Here is a 20,197-nt window from a genome sequence, read left to right as displayed (position 1 = left end):
GCTGATCGCGTGGAAGTCAGTCGCTTTTGTACGCTGCCGTACGCTCCCTGCACCAAGCTAAACTTGAGACCTTTCGCCCACGACGCGGAAGTTCTTTGGCGTGATGCCCGCATGGCGTAGGGCCGATAAATGCACAGTTGCAGTCCACTGTTCTGGGGGCAGAAACAGTTGCTGCACGTTCACTTTTATGGATTTGCTGCATGACCTCGTTTTCGCTCGTCATCCTTTGCAAGGATGGCTCGGTTCAAGCTACCTTCACGCCACCTCTGGAACTGCGACACTACGACGAACTGCTCGAGATCGTCCGCGATGGGGTGAGCATCGAACACCTGCGCCAGTCGCTCGAAGCGGCGGCCCGATCATGGCAGGTCGCGGTGAGAATCGAACCCTACGATAGCGCGCAAGAGCGTGCACGAACCGCCTCGCGAGTGGCCTAAGCGGCGGCACTGCACTGCCACGCGCCCGCTCGATCGCCGGTGACACGGTAGTATAGTAAGGAGTAACGACACTCCTGAACTCTTCACCGATCGACGTGCGATGCGACTGGCTTTGCTGGGTAGCGATGACGAACTGAAAGCTCTGCTGCGCGAGTTGCCGGAGGGTTCGGGGCATACGCTAGTCGCCGCTTACGAAGCCGACGAAAATCGGTTGCCCCTGGCAGCCTTCATGCCCGCTGTCGAACGGAGCGAGAACTGGGAATCGCTCTTGGTGCGCGACGATATCGACCTCGTACTCGTCGGCAACCCGCGCGAACTGCGGATGGGCGGCGACTCGCTCGAACCGCAAGGTCGCCGAGTCGATCAACTCAGAAAGTTAGCCCAAGCGGGCCGCAATCTGCTCGTCTCGCATCCGGCTGTCGACTTGCTCGATGGCTACGAAATTGAAATGCTGCGGCGCGAGGGTGGCGGCGGCATCGTGCCTTGGTTCCCGGGAATGACGCACTTCGTCACCGATGACTGGATCGAACAGCTGCAGCTTGATCGAGTCGAGCAGGTGGAGTGGAAACGAGCTGTCGCCACGCGTAACAAGCAGAGCGTGACGGCGGTGCTCGCCCGCGACCTGCTGCTAATGGAGCGGCTGCTCGGCAAGCTCAAACGCGTGACAGCGCTGGGCGGCACCGCCACGACCGAGCCCAGCCAACAAGCCTGGCATGCGCTCACGGTTCAAGTGGAGTCCGGCAGCGGAGTCGTGGTGCGGTGGTCGATGATGCCACCCGCAGAGTTCGCCCTGCAGGTGAACTTCACCGGCGTCACAGGTGCTGAGCAGCGACTGGAAGTCCGCAGCGAACCGACGCTGCCCTGGCGAATCACCGGCGGTGTAAGTGATTCTGGCGAGTGGCGTGCGAGCAACGAAGCGGTCGCCACGCTCTCCGCCGTTGAAGAAGTTCTGCAAGACTCCGTTCTCTTAGGAAGTGCTTGGCTTGAAGCGTGCCGCAACTTGGAAACGCTCGCCGCGGTCGAGAAGAGTCTGCAGAAGGGGCGAACGATCGAGCTCTCACAGGCCGAGCAAACCGAAGAGCACAATTTTAAAGGTGTGATGGCCAGCGGAGGCTGCTTGCTGCTGTTGCTCATTCTGCTGACGATCTTTGTTGTCAGTCTGGTCGAAGGGTTGCAGCTGCCGCTGCGCAACTGGTTCCTCTGGCGCATGTGGCCGCTGGCTCTGTTCGTTCCGCTCGTCATCTTTCTGGCGATGCAGTTTCTGCAGACGATCATTCAGAAGCCAGGCAGCAAACCAGCGCCGAAGAGCGAAGCGCCACCTCGCTAGCAGTGGCAAGCTGTGCGGATTAAATCAATTCTCCGGCCATTTTTGCCGATGCTTGCTTAAGGTGTCCCTCTCGGCACCGCGGTCCATTTTCTCAAGACTCCTCGGGTGCCACTGGCTCAGCCACGGCTGTCCGTAGTTTGACGTTAGCTCGTTTGTCACACGATGCACTACCACTTCGCTGCCTTCGCGCTCCTGCTGACCGCTGCCCTCTCGGGCTGTTGTCATCCGTGCTGCGCGCCGACGCGAAATGCAGGCTGTGCAACTTGCCAACCCAGCTGCCCGACCGGTGATTGCCCACCTGGTCATTGCCGCGGCGGACACGGTGGCATGAAAGGCCGTTTGCAAGGCGCGATTCATCAGCACTTGGACTACTGGAAACAGCCTCCACGTCCGGCCGCCATCACGCCTCCGGTCGCGCGCTTTCATCCCGTCCCCGCGCGGCCCGTCTTCGAGATTCCACCCGCACCTGCTTACGCACCGCTGCCCGTCGACGCGCCGTACTACGGACCGACGCGGTAGGAATTTCAAAGTTGCATCGGGCTGCGAAATGGCCTGGTAGCTAGCGCAAAAGCCAATAGACCCCCGCCGCAGGGGCGGGGGCGTTTGAATTTGCTAATCCCTGGCCCCTAGTCTCTAGTCTCTGGCCCCTTTTCCCCTACTTCCGCTTCAGCGTGAAGCCGGTGTAATGAAAACCGGTTTCGTCGTTCACCATCATGGCGCCGGCGGGGGCGAAGTAGCGAGCGATGACCGAGAAGGGAGGGAGCGGGTTGTCTTTCATGGCTTTCTCGAGCCGGCCAAAGAATTGATTCGACTCGGCCTGGCGATTGAGCAGGCCTTGGGTGTCGTCGGACTGGGCCAGATCGTAGAGCAGCTTCATGCCCACCTCGGGCCGCGAGAACTGCACCATGCCCGGGGCATCGCCACCAACCTGGCGACGGATCTTGCTGGCGATCAACTTGTAATCGAGCTCGGCCGCCAATGATGTTCCCGGTGTGCCGTTGGTGATGATTGCCTGCTGCAGGGCGGCCGTGCTGTCGGTCACGATGAGATAGTCGCCCAGAATGCAAACGCAGGGGCTAGGCTGGCGCAGATTGACCGGCGGCTCGTTTTGCGACGCGGGAGTTTTGATCAGATAGTAGTTGACGTTGGCGTACGTCTTCTTTTCCAAGTAGTCGGCGAACTTTTCTCGCAGCTTGTCGAACGTGGGTTGGAAGGCGGTCGCGTCTTTCAGCTTGAGGCCAATCATGTTCGCCTGGCTGTTGAGCTTGATGGGCTTTTCGACCCAGGCGACATACGTCACGCGACCTTCGATGGCAGGGAGGATTTCGGTTTCGAAATCGAGCCCGACCAGGTTCTGCACGCGGGTCTTGATCTCGGCTTCGGCGGCACCTTCAGCCATCAGGCTGTTGTAGAGCTTGGCACCGCGATGATAGGTTTCGTCGAGCTTCCAGTGGAGCGTGGTATAGCCCATCGAATCGGCCGGAACCCAAGGTTCGGGGGTGGTGTCTCCGCTGCCCATGGCGAGCATTTCGACAACGCCGCTGCGAGGGCTTTCGAGCAGCAGGTGAAAGTGACTGACCGAGTCGAACTCGCCGGAGGCAAAGAGCATGCTGCCGCCGAGACCCTTAACGCCATCGAGGCCCAGGACTGGCAGTAGCGCCAGGCCCGTTCGGGCAACGGCATTGCCGCGCGTGACCACGCGGGCGATTTGAATCGGGTCGACATAGTAGGTGATTTGCGGCGGGTCGTCGGCCGCGCCTTGGCAGCGACTCATGATCGAGTTGAAGCGGTCGTTATCGGCGAGTGTTTTTTCAACTTTGCCGGCCCAGGCATCGAGCACCAGTTGCATCACATCCTTGCTGGAGGTGATGACAATGGTTCCGTCTCGCTCCATTTGCACTGCTTGCACGTTGCCGTTCGGCCCGGAGTAAAGATTGATCTCATGCCCATCGAGCATCTCGGTGGCCTTCGTCATTCGATTCTCGGCAGCGAAGGCATCACCCTTTTCGAGCAACTTGCGAACATTCAGCACCTGGTCTTTGACGTCCAGCAGTACGACGAGCCCGGTCGGCCCTTCCGGCACCGCCACGAACGCTGCACAGATTTCGCCCTGCGGAATGGCCAGCACCTGGTTGAGCGGCAGGCCGACCCGCTCTTCGATATTTCCCCACAGCTCCTGCAAGGCTGCGTAGAATTCCGAGACGAGCGGCTTGATCTGTTCGTCGGCTCCCATGCGCCCCAAGCTGGTTTCGCGAAAGCGTTCGATCAACTGCGGCGTATCCATCACCCGAAAGTACGCCAGGGTCTGCTCGGGCAGCAGTTTTGGTGCGGACGGCCGTTGAGCGTGAGCGAAAGTGGCCGAGAGAGCCACCAGTGCCAGCATCGTGGCGGCAAGGAACGAACGGACGTGAATGAGCATGATGGCGACCACAGGAGGGGTTGAAGGGCAAAACGGCAACCAGAAAGTTCCTGCTGGAAATACCTGCCCTGGCGGGCAGCGGTTTCAACCAAAGGATTCTGCCGATTGTGGGAAAAAACCGCTTTTGCCAACTGGTCAAGATGACAGCAAAAAGCTAAATTAACAGATCACTCCCAATCTGCGGATGGCCCGAAGTGCGGCTTTGGCTGGCGTCGCGTGCTGTTTTGCTTGGTGGCGAGTGGGTGAAAGAGCAAAGTTTTGAGGCCAACGCGGGCCGTGCCTAATGGGGCCGCCGCAACTAGCCACGCTGCACTGCTTCACCCGAAAAACTCGCTTCCCGGACTTAGGCAATCTTCCTGGTCTGTTAACTGGGTGGTTGTCGAGGAGATGCGTTCTATGATTTGACCTGCGGTACCGCCTGACTGGCGCGAAAATTTTGAATCGCGCCAGAAGGCCTGAGGAGGGCAATGTGCCCACACGGATTTACGCGCTAGCGAAAGATTTGAAGCTGGATAGCAAAGAACTTGTGGATCTCTGCACTAAAGCAGGTATTCCCGGGAAAGGTTCGGCGCTGGCCAGTCTGGAAGATGATGAAGTTGCCAAGCTCAAGGCCTATCTTGACGGGCACTCGAAGCGCCCTGCTTCCTCCTCTGCCTCGGCAGCACCTGCGGTCAATGTGAAGGCTGTATTGTCGGCCCCTGTGTCGACGACGGCTCTCACTCCGCCTCCACCACCGCGCCCTGCGGTCGGTCGCGCTCGTCCCGGCACAGCTCCGGTGGTCGAGACGCCTGCCTTTGACGATTCAACGGCTATCGCTGTCGAAGAGCCACCTATTGTCGCCGCCGAAGCGAAGGTCGAAGTACCAGCGCCACCGGTCGTGAAACAACCCGCGCCTGTGGCTAAGACTCCAGCAGTCGAACCACCTGCAGACGAAGCTCCACCTGCCGAGCCCAAGGTTGCTGAACCGAAGGTTGCCGCGCCCAAGGCCACGCCCAAAGTTGTCGAACCTGCCGTGGAAGCACCCCGGCCCGTCGTCAAGGCAGCGCCTGTGGCTCCCGTTGCACCGCCAGCTCCAGAACCACCGGTTGCTGCACCTCCGACGGCTCCGCCCACGGTAAGTGCTCACAGCCACAGCAAGTCGTTTTCGACCCCTGCCCCGACGACGCCTTCGACGGCTCCGCATCACGCTGCACCTCAGCGTGGTGATCCGCTCTCGTTGCGTGGTCGTAGCAGTGGCATCCGAGTGATTGGCGCTGCCGGCAAGAAGGCTGAAGCCAAGCCTGGTGATCCTGAAGTTCCCGGTAAACCAGCGGCCAAGGGTCCCGAACGACGCGGCCCAGTGGTGCGCGTCGCGGCGATGCCTGAGGTTCGTCAGCCTCAACCGGTTGCCAAGGCACCGGAAGTGACCGCACAAAAGCCGATCATGCGCATTCCGACGGAAGCGCTCAAAGACAAGAAGGGAATGGGTTCGGCCCCGCTGAAGCAAGCGGCCGAGCAAGCCAACGCCCAGCGAAAGGCTCGCGAGCAAACCGATGCCCGCAAGCCCGGCGCGATGCCCATGCCAGCCGATGCGGCCGGCAAGGGTGGTCGCGGCAAGGGCCGACCTGGTGAAGGCGAAGGCTTGGGTGACATTGGTTCGCTCCGTGCCAAGCGTCAGGACCAGCGCGGCAATCGCGGCAAGGTTCGCGTGGGTGGTGAGGACGATGACGGTGGATTCCGCCGTGGTCGCAACACGCTCTCGCGTATCAAAAAGCATGGCGGGCCAACGGCTCCGCGCAAAGAAAAGGTCGAACTGGTGCTGCCGATCAGCGTTCGCGATTTCTGCGAACAAACCGGCATCAGCAAGGCGACCGTGCTGCGAACACTCATGAACAACAAGATCATGGTGAGTATCAACTCCATGGTCCCGGAAGAGTTCGTCGAGTTGCTCGCCGCCGAAGTGGGCGTCGAGATCACCGTCAAGCAGCCTCCCACGCCCGAAGAACTGCTCGAACTGCAATTCTCGGTCGAAGAGGACGAAGCCAATCTGTTGCCACGTCCGCCGATTGTTACGGTGCTCGGTCACGTCGATCACGGCAAAACGTCGCTGCTCGATCGGCTCATCGGCATCAACGTGGTCAAGGGCGAAGCGGGTGGTATCACCCAGCACATTCGCGCTTACTCGGTTCCCACGCCCGATGGTCGCCGCGTGTCGTTTGTCGATACGCCCGGTCACGAAGCGTTCACCGAAATGCGTGCTCGTGGTGCGAACGTCACCGATATCGCGGTCCTGGTGGTCGCTGCCGACGACGGCGTGATGCCACAGACCGAAGAAGCCATCAGCCATGCCAAGGCTGCCGGTGTGCCAATCGTCGTGGCGATGAACAAAATCGACCTGCCTGGCGCTCAGCCAGACAAGGTCTTCCAGCAACTGGCCACGGCCGGTTTGCTGCCGAGCGAATGGGGTGGCGATGTCGAAGTGATTCGGACCAGCGCCATCACCGGCGAAGGCCTCGACACTCTGCTCGAAACCTTGCTTGTGACCGCGGAATTGCACGACTACAAGGCCAACCCCAATCGCGCCGCGATGGGCATGTGCCTCGAAGCCGAACAAGAACCGGGCCGTGGTGTCATCGCCAAAATCATGGTGCAAAACGGTACGCTGCGAGCGGGCGATATCATCGTCTGCGGTGCCGGTCATGGCCGCGTGAAGGCGATGTACGATACGCTTCGTCCGCGTGAAGAGGTGGAATCTGCCGGGCCCAGCATGCCCGTCAATGTCACCGGTTTGGATTTCGCTCCCGAAGCGGGCGATCGCCTGTACGTGGTGAAAGACATCACCGAAGCTCGCGAACTGGCCAGTCGTCGTGCCTCGCAATCTCGGCAGTCGTCGCTTTCGGGCGGCAACGTCAAGATGTCGTTCGAAGACTTCCAGAAGCGGTTGTCGGAAGGCCGACTGCACGACTCGGAAGATGTGTCGACCCTCAACCTCATCATCCGCGCCGACGTGCGTGGTTCGATCGAGGCGATCCTCAAGGAACTCGGCAAGTTCGAGCACCCCGAGGTAAAGGTGAAAGTGCTGCAGGCTTCGGTCGGCGGCATTACCGTGGCAGACGTCACGCTGGCCCATGCTTCCGATGCGGTCATCGTCGGCTTCAACGTCATTCCCGATGAAAACGCTCGTGTCCTGGCCGATGATCGGGGCGTCGAAATTCGCCGCTACGACATCATCTACAAGCTCACCGACGACATCAAAGCGATCCTCGAAGGCCGACTCAAGCCCGAAGAGCGAATCGTCGAACTGGGCCGCGCACTCGTCAAGCAAGCCTTCGCGATCAGTCGCGTCGGTACGGTTGCCGGTTGCCAGGTCATTCAAGGCAGCATCGAGCGTGGTTGCCGCGTGCGTGTGAATCGCGAAAACCGCACCATCGGCGATTACGGCATCGATACCTTGCGTCGTGAAAAGGATGATGTGAAAGAAGTCAGCCGCGGCATGGAATGCGGTATCAAGCTGCAGAACTTCAACGACATCAAAGAAGGCGATGTGCTGGAAGCGTATCGCATCGAAGAAGTGGCTCGCACGCTATAAGTTGTTTGGCTCGCTTCGACCTCCGTGGTTTGCGCGGGTCAAGGTTTTCTCCGCCGCTGGATTCACCAGCGGCGGTACTGCTTGAATTGCATTTTCGTTCGTTAGACTCCTGTTTGTTTGAATCGTAGTTGCCCGTATGAGTTCCCGCCGTCTCCTCAAAGCCGCCGAAGCCTTTCGTGAAGTGGTCAGCATGGCCATTCTCACCGAGGTCCGCGATCCGCGCGTCAAGAACGTCACCGTCACCATGGTGGAGGTTGCGCCCGACATGAAGTCGGCCAAGGTCCACGTGTCCATCATGGGCGAAGAAAAGGAACAGGGACTCGCGTTCCGCGGCCTGCAAAACAGCGCCGGCTTTTTGCAAAGCGTGATCGCCGACAAAATCGATACCCGCTACACGCCCAAGCTGACCTTCGTCATGGACAAGGGCGTCAAGCACTCGCTCGAAGTGGCGCGCATCCTCAAGGAAGTGCTTCCCGCCGACAAGCCGACGCAACCAATGCCCCAGCAGGATGCGGACGAAGAAGACATGTCCGAATAGTCCCTCCTGGACTCAAGCTCCCCCGCACACATCCGACCGACCACTACTGACGAATCGTCTGAGGCAGGCATGACAGGTACTAACCGCGCAGCAATCCTGGGCAAGGTTCACAAAGTTCTCAAGAAGCACTACAAGCCGGCCGTGCCACCGGCCGAGCGGAACGTGCTCGAACACATGCTGTATGCGTGTTGCCTGGAGAATGCCCGCGTCGAAGCCGCCGACGAAGCGTTCGCCAAGCTCAAGGAATTGTTCTTCGATTGGAACGAAGTCCGCGTCACCACGCTGACCGAACTAGCCGAAGTGATGACCAGCATTCCTGATGCTCCCGCCGCCGCCACGCGCATCAAAAAGTCGCTGCAGTCGGTCTTCGAAGCCAGTTATACATTCGACCTCGATCCGCTCATCAAGCAGAACCTGGGCAAGGCCGAAAAGGATCTCGAAAAGATCGTCGGCTCGTCGTTGTTCGTGCGTGCCTACGTCGTACAACATGCACTGGGCGGCCACTCGATTCCCGTGAACAACGGTGCCATCGACGCGCTCTATGCCGTCAACTGCATCACCGACCAGGAAGCCGAGAAGAGCATCGTTCCCGGTGCCGAACGAGCCATCCCAAAGAACAAGGGCGTGGAGTTCGGCTCGCTGTTGCATCAGTTCGGTGCTGACCTCGCTGCTTCGCCCGGATCGAGCAAGCTCCGCGCGATCCTTGCCGAAATCGATTCGCACTTCAAAGAACGACTCGAAAAGCGGATTGCCATTCGCGAAGCTTTTGCCAAGTTGCCCGTCGTGCGCGAGAAGAAGCCGTTCGAACTTCCCGTTCCTACGCCGAAGCCGAATCCCGCTGCCGAAGCCAAGGCTGCTGCCGCCAAGGCCAAGGAAGAAGCCGCCGCCAAAGCCAAGGCTGCCGAGAAGGGCCCAGAAAAGCCCGGCGACAAATCGAAAGACAAATCGCACGCCAAGCCTGCTGCTTCGTCCGCACCCAAGCCGAAAGACACTCACGGCAAGGACAAACCCAAAGACAAGCCGAAGAGCGATGGCAAGCCCGCCGGCAAAAAGCCCGACTCCAAGGGGCTCGCCAAGAAGAAGCCCCGGTAGTTCGATCTCTGCGGTTGCGCTGCTCGCGGATCGCTTAACGCTGGCGAGACGGTCGTTTTTTCGCCGGCTTGCGCGGGTTCAGAGACTGCAGTTGCCGTTTCAGGTCGCGCCAATCAAAAATGAGTTCCTGCGATTGTTGCTTGTCGAGGCGACCTTCGATCTTGGCCATGCGAATGGCAATACCAAGCTCCAGCAGTTGAACCGACAGGTCCATTCTTTCCTGGGCGGTGAGACTTTTATTGTCGGCTAGCGACGCGATGATCTTGGTGGCCTCCAGCAACTCTTTCCAGGTCTCTTCGCCGGCCTTCGGCTTCGCCTGTTGATCGCGCGTATCTTCCGCTTTTGCATCCGCCGCGGTTGACTCTGGCTCCTCATGTAACCAGCGAGAACGCAAGTTGCGCAGGGCCGAAAACTGCGCGGTCTCGGTTTGAATCGGGGCGGTCACTTGGCGGGAGGCTTGATTCTGTTCGCGACTGCGTTGCTCGCCGCGTTGGGCCGAGTTTGAGAACCAACTCCGCAGTGCTTGGGTAGCGGAAGTCGCCGCCGCCAGTGCCAAGCCGCCAGCAATTGTCAGTACGCTGGCATTCCAGGTCCACGGATCCCAGAAGCGGACCAAGTGGCGATTGTCTCGCTTCAGCGCCGCTCCCGCATGAGGAGCAATTCCAAAGTCGCTGTTGGCTTTGGCCGTCTCTTCGTCGGGACTGCGACGCTGCCAGGTATCTTTCGGAATGTACCTCGCTTCCCCCAGCCGATCGGCGAGCGCACCGCTGATGATGTAGGCATCCGTTTCTGACATGTTCTTGGAAGTGACAATCAACCGCCGCGCGGCAATGGTCGGAATATCGGCATCGTTGAAGTACACCGACGAAACCTTCGAGACTTCGCCGGAATTGTTATCGGGCCACCGAGACGCAGGCGCATCCGGGAAGGGAGCAGCTGAATAGAAGTTTTTCGGGATCGTCCCGGGAATCATCGAGAACGAATCGGACTTGATGAGGGCACTACGCAAATCCGTAATTCCTAGCAGCACCGCAGAATTGTCTTCGCACACTTCCTTGATGGTGGTGGCACCCAAGGGCCCGCAGTAGAAAGCCACATCGATTTCGCCTTGCTTCAAAGCGGCTACCGCCTGATTCCAATCGGTCAGGCCGACCGAATGGACGTCATGCAAGTCCTTGCCAGAGTCCCCAAATTGATGCATGGCGTAGAGCACCTCGGCAAACCGGCGCGTGCCGCTGGCGTCAGGGCCCGCGTACACCTTGCCATACTCCAAATGCCTGGCAATGTCCGAAAACTCCCGCGGCAGGACGTACTGTTTGCCAGTTTCGTTCGCTGGCCGCAGTTTCTCCTTGGGAAAGCGCTGCAGGAAGTCAGTGCGAGCGAGAATGTGCAGATAGTCCCAGTCCATCGGCAGCAGTGTCCGCAACGAGGGGCAATCCATGCCGTCGACCAACATCCCCAGCGACTGCCCCGACTGATCGCTCTCCAGCCGTTGCTTGATATCGATGTAGCCTTGGGTCGGCTCAATCTTGACTTTGTACTTCACCCCCAGCGAAGGACCTTGGCTTTCGATGGCGCTAACCAGAGTGTCACTGATCCGGTAGCTGGAGGATCCTGGCGGTCCTACAAACAGGGTGATCGTGTGTTCCGAAGCATCTTGATAAAAGCGCCAGAGAATTCCGGCGATGATGAGCGACATCACCACGAACGCACACTGCAACGGAAATCGCTTTGCCAGGCCGCCAATCCAAAGGAACACAGCCCCGACCACATCGCAAATGTTCTTGTAGAGCTCACCCAGCATGATCGTGCTCCCTGGTTTTCACGTCTGCGCGCGGGCCCCCGCTTTAGGCACAAAAGTTCGCGGGAGCTTCGCATGCAAGCGAGTTTCTAGTGCGTTTACTCACATCCCAGGTGAGCTGGCGCGTGACAGAACGTCCAAACGCAATACGCGGTCCCCGGCGTAGACAGAATATTCATCTATTCTGATTGAGGGGGTAATCTACCAGGGGCCAAGCTGATTGCAATTGTTTTTTCGAGGCAAGCACCCATATTAAGGTTAATACCTTCTGGACGAGAATCACAATTAAACAAATAGCCTTTGGAGAGTAACCTCCAAAGGCTTGATGGATTATCGTGATGACAACTCTCGTCAGTCGGCCGACACAATCGTGCCAGCCTGCTGACTACATCTGGCTACTTCTTTTGAAATGCCTTGTCGTCGGCTTTGCCTTGGGCTCGCAGGTAGGCAACCATATCGAGAATCTCTTCCTTGGTGAGCGTGTTGATCAGGCCTTGCGGCATCTCCGAGACGCTCGATTTTTGACGTTCTTCGATATCGCTCTTCTTAATGACGGTCATTTCGCGGGCGAAAGGATCCGTCCGAATGGTGATCGTCTTATCGTCTTCGCCGATGATACGGCCAGCGATCGCTTCACCACCCACGGTCAGCACCAGCGAGCTCTGATACTGATCGGAGATCACCTTGCTCGGCACCACGATCGCTTCGAGGATGTACTGGGCATTGAAGCGATTGCCGACACCGGTGATATCCGGGCCCGTGTCGCCACCTTCGCCGTTGAAGCGATGGCACTTGTAGCACTGGGCGGCCTGATAGGCAGCCTTGCCCTTTTCGAAGTTGCGGCCGGTCTCAGCCTGGCTGAGCATCTCCTGCACGTCGTCCATTTGCCAGTTGTGAAGGAACTGGCGTGTGGTCTCGAGCTTCACTGCTTCGACCTTGGTCTTGTCTTCAATCACGTCTTTGAGCGCCAGGCGATCGGCTTCGCTCAGTTTGTCGGCTGCGTCTTGCCGAGCCTTGATCACAAACTTCTTGAAGCTGGCACCACCACGGTAAGTTTGCTCAGCCAGATTGAGCCAACCGAAGTAAGCCCGTCGTTGTTCGTTGTTCAGCAACTGGGCCGCGTTGCGAAGAGTGAAGACATAGTACCACTGGTCTTCCTGCGTTTGGCTGGCAGCGAGCAGCTTCATCGTTGGCTCGGCGACCCCGGGGAACTCCAGATAGACAAGGAGCGCGCATAGTTCGCGATTGACGAACTCATTTTGATGAGGATACAGCCCCTTCAATCGATTGCTGACCTTTTCGGCGGTTGCGGCGTCCGGCTTTCCCTGTCGAATGAAGGTCAGGCCGTAAGCCCGTGTGGCGCTCAGCAGCTGATCTTCCGACATGCGTTCCAGCGGCAAGCTGTTGAGCTTGTCCACAATCTGTGCCTGCAGCGATTTATCGCCAGTGCGAGCCAAGGCCACCATCGCCTGAATTGCAGCCGTGGTCTTTGTTTCAGCAAATGCCTTGGCCTGCCACTCGCTCGGGTTCTGATGTTCGATAGCAACGCGGGCGGCATAACGGATCGCGCGATCGGTCGAATTCAGGTTAGGCCAGGCAGTTGCCACTGCTTGCGAATCTTGCTTGCCGTGAAAGCTTTCGAGCTTATGGCGCAGTTCGCGGGCAGCAATTGCCTTGTCATTCTTCTCCGCAGCGACAGGTGCAGTCGATTCCTGGCCCGTGTACTTCACGCGATACACGCCCGACTGAGTGCCACGACCGCCAATCGAGAAATAGAGACAGCCATCGGGATGAACACAGACGTCGGTGACCGGCAATGGCTTGCCTTGCACGAAGGGCTCGAAGGTACCGGTGTAAGAGCCACCGGCCGGTGTCATGTGGACTGCGTAAATCTTGCCGTAAGTCCAATCATTGATGTAGAGCGCTCGTTGATACTTGGCGGGGAACTTCGCACCTGTGCCAAACTCAATACCCGTTGGTGAACCCAGGCCAATATCGACCACGGCTCCCAGGCTGTCGGTGTGATAGGCAGGCCACTTGCCGGTACCGTAACGCCAGCCATATTCGCCGGCACTCACGCAGTGATTCACACGCGTCGGCCGATACCAGGGCGAACCTGTGTCGTATTCCATGTCGGCATCGAACGTGAACAGTTCACCATCTTGATTGAAGGCAATGTCGTATTGATTGCGAAAGCCACCGCAGAAGAACTCCCAGTTTTTTCCGTCCAAATCGGTCTTGAAAACCCAACCGCCGGGCGCCATCACACCGGTCGCGTGACCGTTGCCATCAGGATTGCGCGGCAACAGCAAATCCTCTGCCCAATTTTTGTGGGGCGAGGCGGGGTCGACCTCTTTGGGAGCTTTGGTGTGATTGCCAGCAATCACCCACAGCTTGCCATCGGGACCGAGACGAACCGCATGCGGACCATGCTCGCCGCCCCCTTCGAACTTCTTCATCAGCTCGACCGTATCCCACTCATCGTTCTGATCTTTATCGGTGATGCGATACAAGCCAGAACCTTGCGCGGCATTGCCATTCACCACGACAAAGAGCTTGTCTTGCACGCAGAGCAGGCCTTGAGCCTGGCCGATGGGCACACTCAGCTTTTCGACCTTGGTTTCTTCGCTGGTCTTGCCTGGCGTGACACGATAGAGCGAGCCACCTTGGTCGGAAGTGATCAGTCGGCCTTTTTGGTCGACTGTCATCGAGACCCAGCTTCCTTGGTCACCCTTGGGTACCGAGTAAACCAATTCGACCTCAAAGCCGGGAAGAGTCTGAATGACTTCGGCGGGCGTAGCCGAATTGAGCGACCCTGCTGGGCGCGCACCATTGAGCGAGACCGAGGTCCAGGGACCAATTCCCAGCTTGCCAATGACGTGAGCTGGTTTCCAGGCTTTGTCATCGAAGGTCAGTTGCTGCCAGCCATCGCTCGGTTCGGTGTTACTGAGCCAGCTCTTGTCGGTAGCAACGATCTGCGTGCTGCCGTCTTTGAACTTCAACACCAACTGACCGATCATCCCGGCCGCGCCACCTTCGTTGCGGCAGCGGAGGGCGATGACGTTCTGCCCCTTTGCCAGGTGCTTGAGTACATCTTCGCGAACGGGCGTTTCCCAGTTGTTGTGCTCAACGCAATGCTTGGCGTTCACGAACAGCGTGAAGACGTTGTCGCACGAACCGGCGAACGTCGCGGAGGCGGGAACTTCTTTCAGGTCGAAGGTTTTGCGAAAGAAGGCCATTTCGCCATCTTTGGCACCCTTGTTGGACCACAGCCATTCGGGAACGGGGTCGGCGGCCTGCAGCACGGCGGTGCAGCAAACAATCGCGAGTAAGCTAAGGAGGCAAACACAGCGGGACATCAAGCAAACTCCAGGAGAGGTATTAAGGGCGGGGTTGAGCCTGTTAGTTTCGGGCCTTTCAGTATAGATGCCGGCCCTGCCATTGCCACCAGCGGTGATGCCCTGGGACAATAGAGGAACTGCAACCAGATTGTGCCTCATGTGCCGAGAAAGTTACGTTCATGCCAGCGATTCGTGTCGGTGATTCTGCTCCGGACTTCATTGGCACTGCTCAGACCGGCGCGCGCGTTGCTCTCGCCGATTACCTGGGCAAGCAGACCGTCGTGCTCTACTTTTATCCTCGCGACAATACAGCCGTCTGTACCGCGCAGGCCTGTGCCTTTCGCGATGCCTACCAGGATTTTGTCCAGGCCGGAGCCGTGGTCATTGGCGTCAGCAGCGACTCGCTCGAACGGCACCAGGAGTTCACCCAGGGACGACAGCTTCCCTTTCTACTCCTGAGCGACGCCGATGGTTCGCTGCGCAAGGCCTATGGTGTGCCGAAAACCCTGGGACTACTCCCCGGCCGCGTCACGTACGTCATCGATAAAAAGGGGGTCGTCCGCCAGATCTTCAATTCGCAGTTCTTCGCCAGTAAGCACGTCACCGAAGCCCTCGGCACCGTCCGCAAACTGGTCGCTGAGACTTAGTCGCCCGTCGAACTTCTCGGCTGGCGCGATCTCAGCCCAGCAGCTCGCGCGCTCGCGTGAAGATGGCGTCGAACATCGGCTCGGTTAAGCGGCCAGTGAAGGTGTTTTGCTGACTGGGATGATAGCTGCCAAGCAGCCGGCGGTCGCCAGCGAGCGAGACCTCGGCGCCGTGGCCAAAGTCGGGCAGCTTCTTGGCAGTGAACCATTGCCGCTCGCGGGCTTGGGCCAGCGTTGCTTTCCAGGCTAGTTGTCCCAGGGCCAGCATCACGCGCGGGCGAGCCAAGTCGAACGTCTGCTTCAGCCACGGTTCACAGGCGGAAATCTCTTCTGGCAAAGGCTTGTTATCGGGCGGGGCGCAGTGGCACATGGCGGTGACGGTGCAACCCGTCAGTTGAAGACCGTCGTCGATGTTCTCCGAATGTCCCTGATTCGCAAAGCCCGCGCGGTGCAACGCTCGATAGAGCCATTCGCCGCTGCGGTCGCCGGTGAACATGCGGCCGGTCCGATTCGCCCCGTGCGCTGCTGGAGCCAGACCGACAATCAACAGGCCCACGGGCGCGATGCCAAAATTTGGAACCGGCTTACCCCAGTAGTCCCAAGCGAGATAGGCCTTTCGCTTGTCGCTGGCAATCTGCTGGCAGTACTCGCGCAAGCGCGGGCAGCGTTCACAGGCGATGATCTGCTGCTGCAGCGATTGCCACTCTGGCTCGATGGCCGCCATCACAGCGTCTTCAAGTATTCGAGCACGGCGGTCTTCTCGTCTTCGCTGAGCGCATCGGGATAGTCGTGCCCGGCGGCGCTCTTGCCGAAGCGCTCGGTATGGAAGTGCTCGCGCGTTTGAGCAGCCGAAAGGCTCGCAGGCAGAGCATCAAAAGTCTCGACCTCAAGCCCCACTCGCTTTTGATCGTAGCCCGTTTCGGTTCGCTTCCAGATCTTCGGCCGCTCACTCGGGTGCAGCATGTGCCAGAGCGTCGGCACACTGCCATTATGCAAGTAAGGGGCACTCGCCCAGATGCCATCCAAAGGCTGAGCCACATAGCCCTTCGGTTCGTTCACATTCGGGATCTTGCCAAAGTCGGTAAACCAACTGCTGCCGTACGCATTGCGCTGGGCCGGCGAAAGCGCCTGCAGACGCACCGGGTCGGTCTTCAGTTCACTTAGCGGAATCACTTTCGCGGGCCAGTTATCAGCTTCGTCTTTGTTGCGACCATAGGTGCCGTGGCAATCGGAACAAACGCGATTGAACGCGAGACGACCCTTTTCAGCGAGCGGCGCGTCGATGGCATGCGGATACTTGGGTGGCTCGATCGAACTGATATAGGCGTACACGTCGCGATAGTCGGCTTCCCATTCGTGGAACTTGGCCGGGCCATTTTGCGGCACCATCATGAACTGCATCAGCCCGCGATGTCCCTTGCCGGCGAAGGCGTCGGCGTAGAGAAAATCCTTCTTCTGAAAGTGCCACCACGGCGGAGCGTCCATATCGTGGTGGACCATCCGCGGCGGCAGCCGATCTTTGTGAACGGACAAGTCGGGGTCGCGAAAGTTCATCAAGGCCACGCCGAACATCACTGCGTTGGTGGTGCCGTTGGTGGTGCCCAGCGGCACGAACAGGCTGCCGAGATCCATCCGCCCGAGCGACTTGCCGTGATTCAATTTGTACGCGCGAGTATCGTCGGTGAGTGTCTGAAGGGCGAAGCGCGAATTGGGCAGACCGGGAATGACCTTGCCCTCCACTTGCCCGCCGTGGCAAGCGAAGCAGTTCATCGTCCACACGCCTTTGTCATCGACAACATACTGCAGAGGCTTGGTCGGATCGTCCGGGCGCGGCGTGAGGCCATAACGGCTGAAGGCCATTGCGCGACGCTCTTCGGGCGTCGCTTTTTCGGCTTGCGAGCGGAGCGGTTCGGGCCATTCGGTCCAAGCCTGGTCGAATACTTCTTGCGTGAAGTCAGCGGGCAGATACGATTTTTGCGTCAACCAGCGATAGCCTCGCTCGGCAGCGGTCTCGGGCTCTTTGGCGGCAACTGTACCCGCCAAGAGGAACGCCAGTGCGAGCAAACCGGCAGTCGCCAGCGGAGATAATGTCTTGCTCATGCTTGCACCGACCGCGAGAAGAAAGAACAAAGGGGAGCCCGCCCACGCTTCATCCTACCGCGAGGCTGCTTGAAGACAACCTCTAACCGACCCAGTCGCCGGGGACGCGTTCGTCTGTGAGCTTCAGCCGTTCTTCGAGGGCCCGTTCGAGATAGAGGACCTCGTCCGGTTCTCGCATGTTGCCGATCAGGATGATTCGCTCGCCACTTTGAAGTAGCACACTGAGGGTGTAGACGAAGGAGCCGCCATGCTTGCTGCGTTGAAACTTCTCGGTGCAATACAGCTGGCGAATGTCCATGGTGGGGATGCGTCGACTGCCGAAGACTGGCAGCGGACCATGCCACACGGCCAGTTCGCCGCCAGCGAGTTTGATTTCGGTGCGATTCATGAAACAGCAGAGGCAGGCATAGGTGATGCCTACTCCGACCGCCACGTGAATGAGCGGAAAGACCAGGAAGAGTATGGCGCCGGCATTCAGACCGTTGCGCAGGCCGGCGAATGCGCTGGCGTACCACATCAGCAGAAAGCCATCCCAGAAGAGGGCAAAGAAGACGAGGAACCAAACGGCGTGTGTGAACCAACTCCAGCGAATGGCCAAGTCGGGGCCGAAGTCATCGACGACATAGTGCTTGGGTGCCTTGAGCGGCATGTTGCGGCGCGAGCCACGCAGCGGACTTCCCACCTGGTCGGAGATGTTGAACACCGCATCGCAGGCTACGCACTTGCCGATGCCGAGTTGTATGTTCACATCGGCGGCGGAAACTGGTTTGCGGCAATCGGGGCAGGTGAGTTTCATGGTGCTGGCTATTCGCTAGAGCGGCGTGGATCTTGCCGAGCGTTAGTCCATGTGGCTTTCTTCTCGCAGGCGATGGAAGCGCGTGATCAACTCCCAAGCTTCGGCTGGTGTTTCGGCATATTGGATCAGCTTGAGGTGGTGATCGGCAATCACGCCTTCGTCGGCGAGCGCTTGAAAGTTGATGATGGCGTCCCAGAACTGGCGGCCAAACAGAATGACGGGAATGTCCTGCATGCGGCCGGTCTGCTTGAGCGTGAGGACTTCAAGCATTTCGTCGAGTGTGCCAAAGCCGCCGGGGAACACGACGAGCGCTTTGGCCCGCATGAGAAAGTGCATCTTGCGGAGCGCGAAGTAGCGGAACTGAAAACACAACTCGGGAGTGATGTAGGGATTGGGATCCTGCTCTTGCGGCAGGGTGATGTTGAGGCCGATGCTTTTGCAGCCCACATCGTGCGCGCCGCGATTGGCGGCTTCCATGATGCCCGGTCCACCGCCGGTGACGATGACGTAGTTGCAGATGCCGCCGAGTTGGCAAGTGGAAGAAACCAGGCGGCCGAACTCCCGGGCCTGGTCGTAGTACTTGGCCTTGGCGACGACGTTCTTGGCTCGCACCACGGCCCGTTGCCGGTCAGCGTCGTGAGGAGCTTCCTGCAGGAAGTTTTCGGCTTCGAGCAAACGTCGATCGGCTTCGTGCTGCTCAACAATGGCCGTGCCGCCGAAGACGACAATGGTCGATTCGATTTGATTTTCGCTCAGCAGCATTTCGGGCTTGAGCAACTCAAGTTGCATGCGCACCGGGCGCAGCTCGGGACGTTCCAGAAACTCGGGGTCTTGATTCGCGAGTCGATAGCTGGGACTGCTGAGGATGGCATCGAGGGGCAATAGGTTCATGACGGTTCATCACTGGGCGAGGGGAGAGGAGGTTCTGCGGTGGAAGTGGGGAGCAGTGCTTCGTCCGCAGGCGGTGGTTCCGCAGTTGGTTCTTCCGCCGGCAACTCGTCAACTGGTGCTGGTGAGGGTTTGTCCCAAACGAGTTCCAGGGGCAACTTCAGCGTGACAACGAGCAGGGTGACGCAACTGAGCGCGACGATGCCGAGCATCGAGAGCACACTGGTTGTTGTGTGGGGTTCGATCGTGCGGAAGTAAGGCTGCCACCAGCGCCAAGTGAGCAGTGCCAGCAGCAGCCAGCCAAAGAGCGGAGCGGCGGGCGGGATCCAACGCAGACTCCCATCAGCTTTTTGGCCATTCACCAGCAGCGAGATCGACCAAGCACAAAGCACCAACGGAATGAACTGCCAGCCAAACACCAAGCCAACAGAGATCCACATGAGAGAGACGGGACCGAAGTAACGCTGCACCAATTGGGGCCGGCTGCGAGTTGTCAGATAGAAGGCGGCACTCGCTAGTAGCCCTGCGATTGCCCCGGCGGCTATATCGACCAAGCCCAACAGCCAGCGATTGCTCGGCGTGATGGGGAGCTGCCAACCTTGCCAGTTGATCGCCGGTACGGGATGAACTGCCGGCCAAACGAGTGGAGCCACGATGGCGAACAACAGTACGGGTAGAAACAGTCGGCGGGGAATGCGGTGCGCGTCGTAGTCGATGAGGATCGCCGCGACGAGCGTCGTAAGGAGGAACAGATGCAGCATCACGGCAATGCCGAGCGGCCACGGTTCGAACGTGTTGAGCGGCGCGCGCCACGAACCGGCGGGCGGGACGGGCAGGTTCATTCCATGACCGAGAATTTCGACACAACCGACGAGCAGAAACAGGCACGCCACCCAGGTTTCAACCAGCGGATAGCGCGAGGAGATGGGCAGGTGGCAATCGGCACAGCGGCCGCGCAGCAGCAGCCAGCCCAGAATCGGAATGTTGTGGCGGGAGCGGATCGGCGAAAGACAGCGGGGGCAGCGCGAGCCGGGGGAGATCAGATTCAGGCCTGCTGGCAGGCGATAGACGACAACATTGAGAAAGCTGCCGACGGAACCACCGACGGCGAACATCCAGGTGCCAAGCAGCGCCGCTCCGATCCACCAGATGGTCTCGGCCGAGACCCTTGGTTCTTCGATTACGATTCGCCGCGTGACTTGAGCCAGCGGCGAGATTAACAGCGCGACGTCCATGCAGACAGCGA

16 protein-coding genes are annotated in these 20,197 nt (G+C 59.2%); 8 read left to right on the top strand and 8 right to left on the bottom strand.

All coding sequences use genetic code 11. The features are described from left to right. Window positions 1–200: 200 nt before the first annotated feature. The 3 genes from NA78x_RS00605 (at window position 201) to NA78x_RS00595 (ending at window position 2,283) form a co-directional block, all read left to right on the top strand. Window positions 201–437, top strand: coding sequence for a hypothetical protein (locus NA78x_RS00605; protein ID WP_425616475.1), 237 nt, complete (start codon window positions 201–203; stop codon window positions 435–437). Between the two features lie 100 nt (window positions 438–537). Next, window positions 538–1,764, top strand: coding sequence for a hypothetical protein (locus tag NA78x_RS00600; RefSeq protein WP_425616474.1), 1,227 nt, complete (start codon window positions 538–540; stop codon window positions 1,762–1,764). 327 nt (window positions 1,765–2,091) lie between these two features. Further along, window positions 2,092–2,283, top strand: a complete 192-nt coding sequence (locus tag NA78x_RS00595) for a hypothetical protein (protein WP_425616473.1) — start codon at window positions 2,092–2,094, stop codon at window positions 2,281–2,283. A gap of 136 nt (window positions 2,284–2,419) precedes the next feature. Here the strand turns inward: NA78x_RS00595 and NA78x_RS00590 are convergent, their stop codons facing one another. Continuing rightward, complete coding sequence (locus tag NA78x_RS00590; protein WP_425616472.1) at window positions 2,420–4,183, bottom strand: DUF3352 domain-containing protein; 1,764 nt, start codon at window positions 4,181–4,183, stop codon at window positions 2,420–2,422. Between NA78x_RS00590 and NA78x_RS00585 the strand changes: the two genes are divergently transcribed. The 4 genes from NA78x_RS00585 (at window position 4,176) to NA78x_RS00570 (ending at window position 9,381) form a co-directional block, all read left to right on the top strand. Continuing rightward, the gene (locus NA78x_RS00585) at window positions 4,176–4,346 is read left to right on the top strand and encodes a hypothetical protein (protein ID WP_425616471.1); all 171 of its coding nucleotides are present in this window, start codon (window positions 4,176–4,178) and stop codon (window positions 4,344–4,346) included. The two genes, NA78x_RS00590 and NA78x_RS00585, sit on opposite strands and share 8 nt — an antisense overlap. Window positions 4,347–4,652: 306 nt before the next feature. Then, window positions 4,653–7,751 carry a translation initiation factor IF-2 gene (infB, locus tag NA78x_RS00580; RefSeq protein ID WP_425616470.1) on the top strand — a complete coding sequence of 1,033 codons (3,099 nt, stop codon included), beginning with the start codon at window positions 4,653–4,655 and terminating at the stop codon, window positions 7,749–7,751. Window positions 7,752–7,887: 136 nt separating this feature from the next. Continuing rightward, the gene (gene rbfA / locus NA78x_RS00575) at window positions 7,888–8,289 is read left to right on the top strand and encodes a 30S ribosome-binding factor RbfA (protein ID WP_425616469.1); all 402 of its coding nucleotides are present in this window, start codon (window positions 7,888–7,890) and stop codon (window positions 8,287–8,289) included. Between the two features lie 69 nt (window positions 8,290–8,358). After that, entirely contained in the window at window positions 8,359–9,381 is a 1,023-nt protein-coding gene (locus NA78x_RS00570) for a hypothetical protein (protein WP_425616468.1), read from the top strand. Between the two features lie 34 nt (window positions 9,382–9,415). On the opposite strand, the gene NA78x_RS00565 is transcribed toward NA78x_RS00570, so the two are convergent. Both NA78x_RS00565 and NA78x_RS00560 read right to left on the bottom strand, forming a co-directional pair. After that, window positions 9,416–11,185: a hypothetical protein gene (locus NA78x_RS00565; RefSeq protein ID WP_425616467.1), complete on the bottom strand. Its 1,770-nt coding sequence runs from the start codon at window positions 11,183–11,185 to the stop codon at window positions 9,416–9,418. 392 nt (window positions 11,186–11,577) lie between these two features. Continuing rightward, window positions 11,578–14,541, bottom strand: coding sequence for a c-type cytochrome (locus NA78x_RS00560; RefSeq protein ID WP_425616466.1), 2,964 nt, complete (start codon window positions 14,539–14,541; stop codon window positions 11,578–11,580). A gap of 161 nt (window positions 14,542–14,702) precedes the next feature. Here NA78x_RS00560 and NA78x_RS00555 point away from each other — a divergent pair, with 161 nt between their 5' ends. Further along, window positions 14,703–15,170 (top strand): peroxiredoxin, encoded by a 468-nt coding sequence (locus NA78x_RS00555; RefSeq protein ID WP_425616465.1) that lies wholly within the window; start codon window positions 14,703–14,705, stop codon window positions 15,168–15,170. 31 nt (window positions 15,171–15,201) lie between these two features. Here the strand turns inward: NA78x_RS00555 and NA78x_RS00550 are convergent, their stop codons facing one another. The 5 genes from NA78x_RS00550 to NA78x_RS00530 all read right to left on the bottom strand — a co-directional run bounded on the left by NA78x_RS00550 (window position 15,202) and on the right by NA78x_RS00530 (window position 20,186). After that, the gene (locus tag NA78x_RS00550; RefSeq protein WP_425616464.1) at window positions 15,202–15,891 is read right to left on the bottom strand and encodes a uracil-DNA glycosylase; all 690 of its coding nucleotides are present in this window, start codon (window positions 15,889–15,891) and stop codon (window positions 15,202–15,204) included. Beyond that, window positions 15,891–17,267 carry a cytochrome c gene (locus NA78x_RS00545; protein WP_425616463.1) on the bottom strand — a complete coding sequence of 459 codons (1,377 nt, stop codon included), beginning with the start codon at window positions 17,265–17,267 and terminating at the stop codon, window positions 15,891–15,893. The genes NA78x_RS00550 and NA78x_RS00545 overlap by 1 nt, the downstream gene beginning before the upstream one ends. An 82-nt stretch (window positions 17,268–17,349) precedes the next feature. Then, entirely contained in the window at window positions 17,350–18,063 is a 714-nt protein-coding gene (locus tag NA78x_RS00540; protein ID WP_425616462.1) for a hypothetical protein, read from the bottom strand. A 42-nt stretch (window positions 18,064–18,105) separates the two neighbouring features. Then, window positions 18,106–18,954 carry a TIGR00730 family Rossman fold protein gene (locus NA78x_RS00535; protein WP_425616461.1) on the bottom strand — a complete coding sequence of 283 codons (849 nt, stop codon included), beginning with the start codon at window positions 18,952–18,954 and terminating at the stop codon, window positions 18,106–18,108. Then, a complete protein-coding gene (locus NA78x_RS00530) occupies window positions 18,951–20,186 on the bottom strand; it encodes a prepilin peptidase (RefSeq protein WP_425616460.1) in 1,236 nt (411 codons plus the stop codon). The genes NA78x_RS00535 and NA78x_RS00530 overlap by 4 nt, the downstream gene beginning before the upstream one ends. Between the last annotated feature and the right edge of the window lie 11 nt (window positions 20,187–20,197).

This window comes from Anatilimnocola aquadivae, assembly GCF_049819085.1.
GTDB lineage: Bacteria > Planctomycetota > Planctomycetia > Pirellulales > Pirellulaceae > Anatilimnocola.
This window is presented reverse-complemented; position numbering and strand designations above follow the sequence as displayed.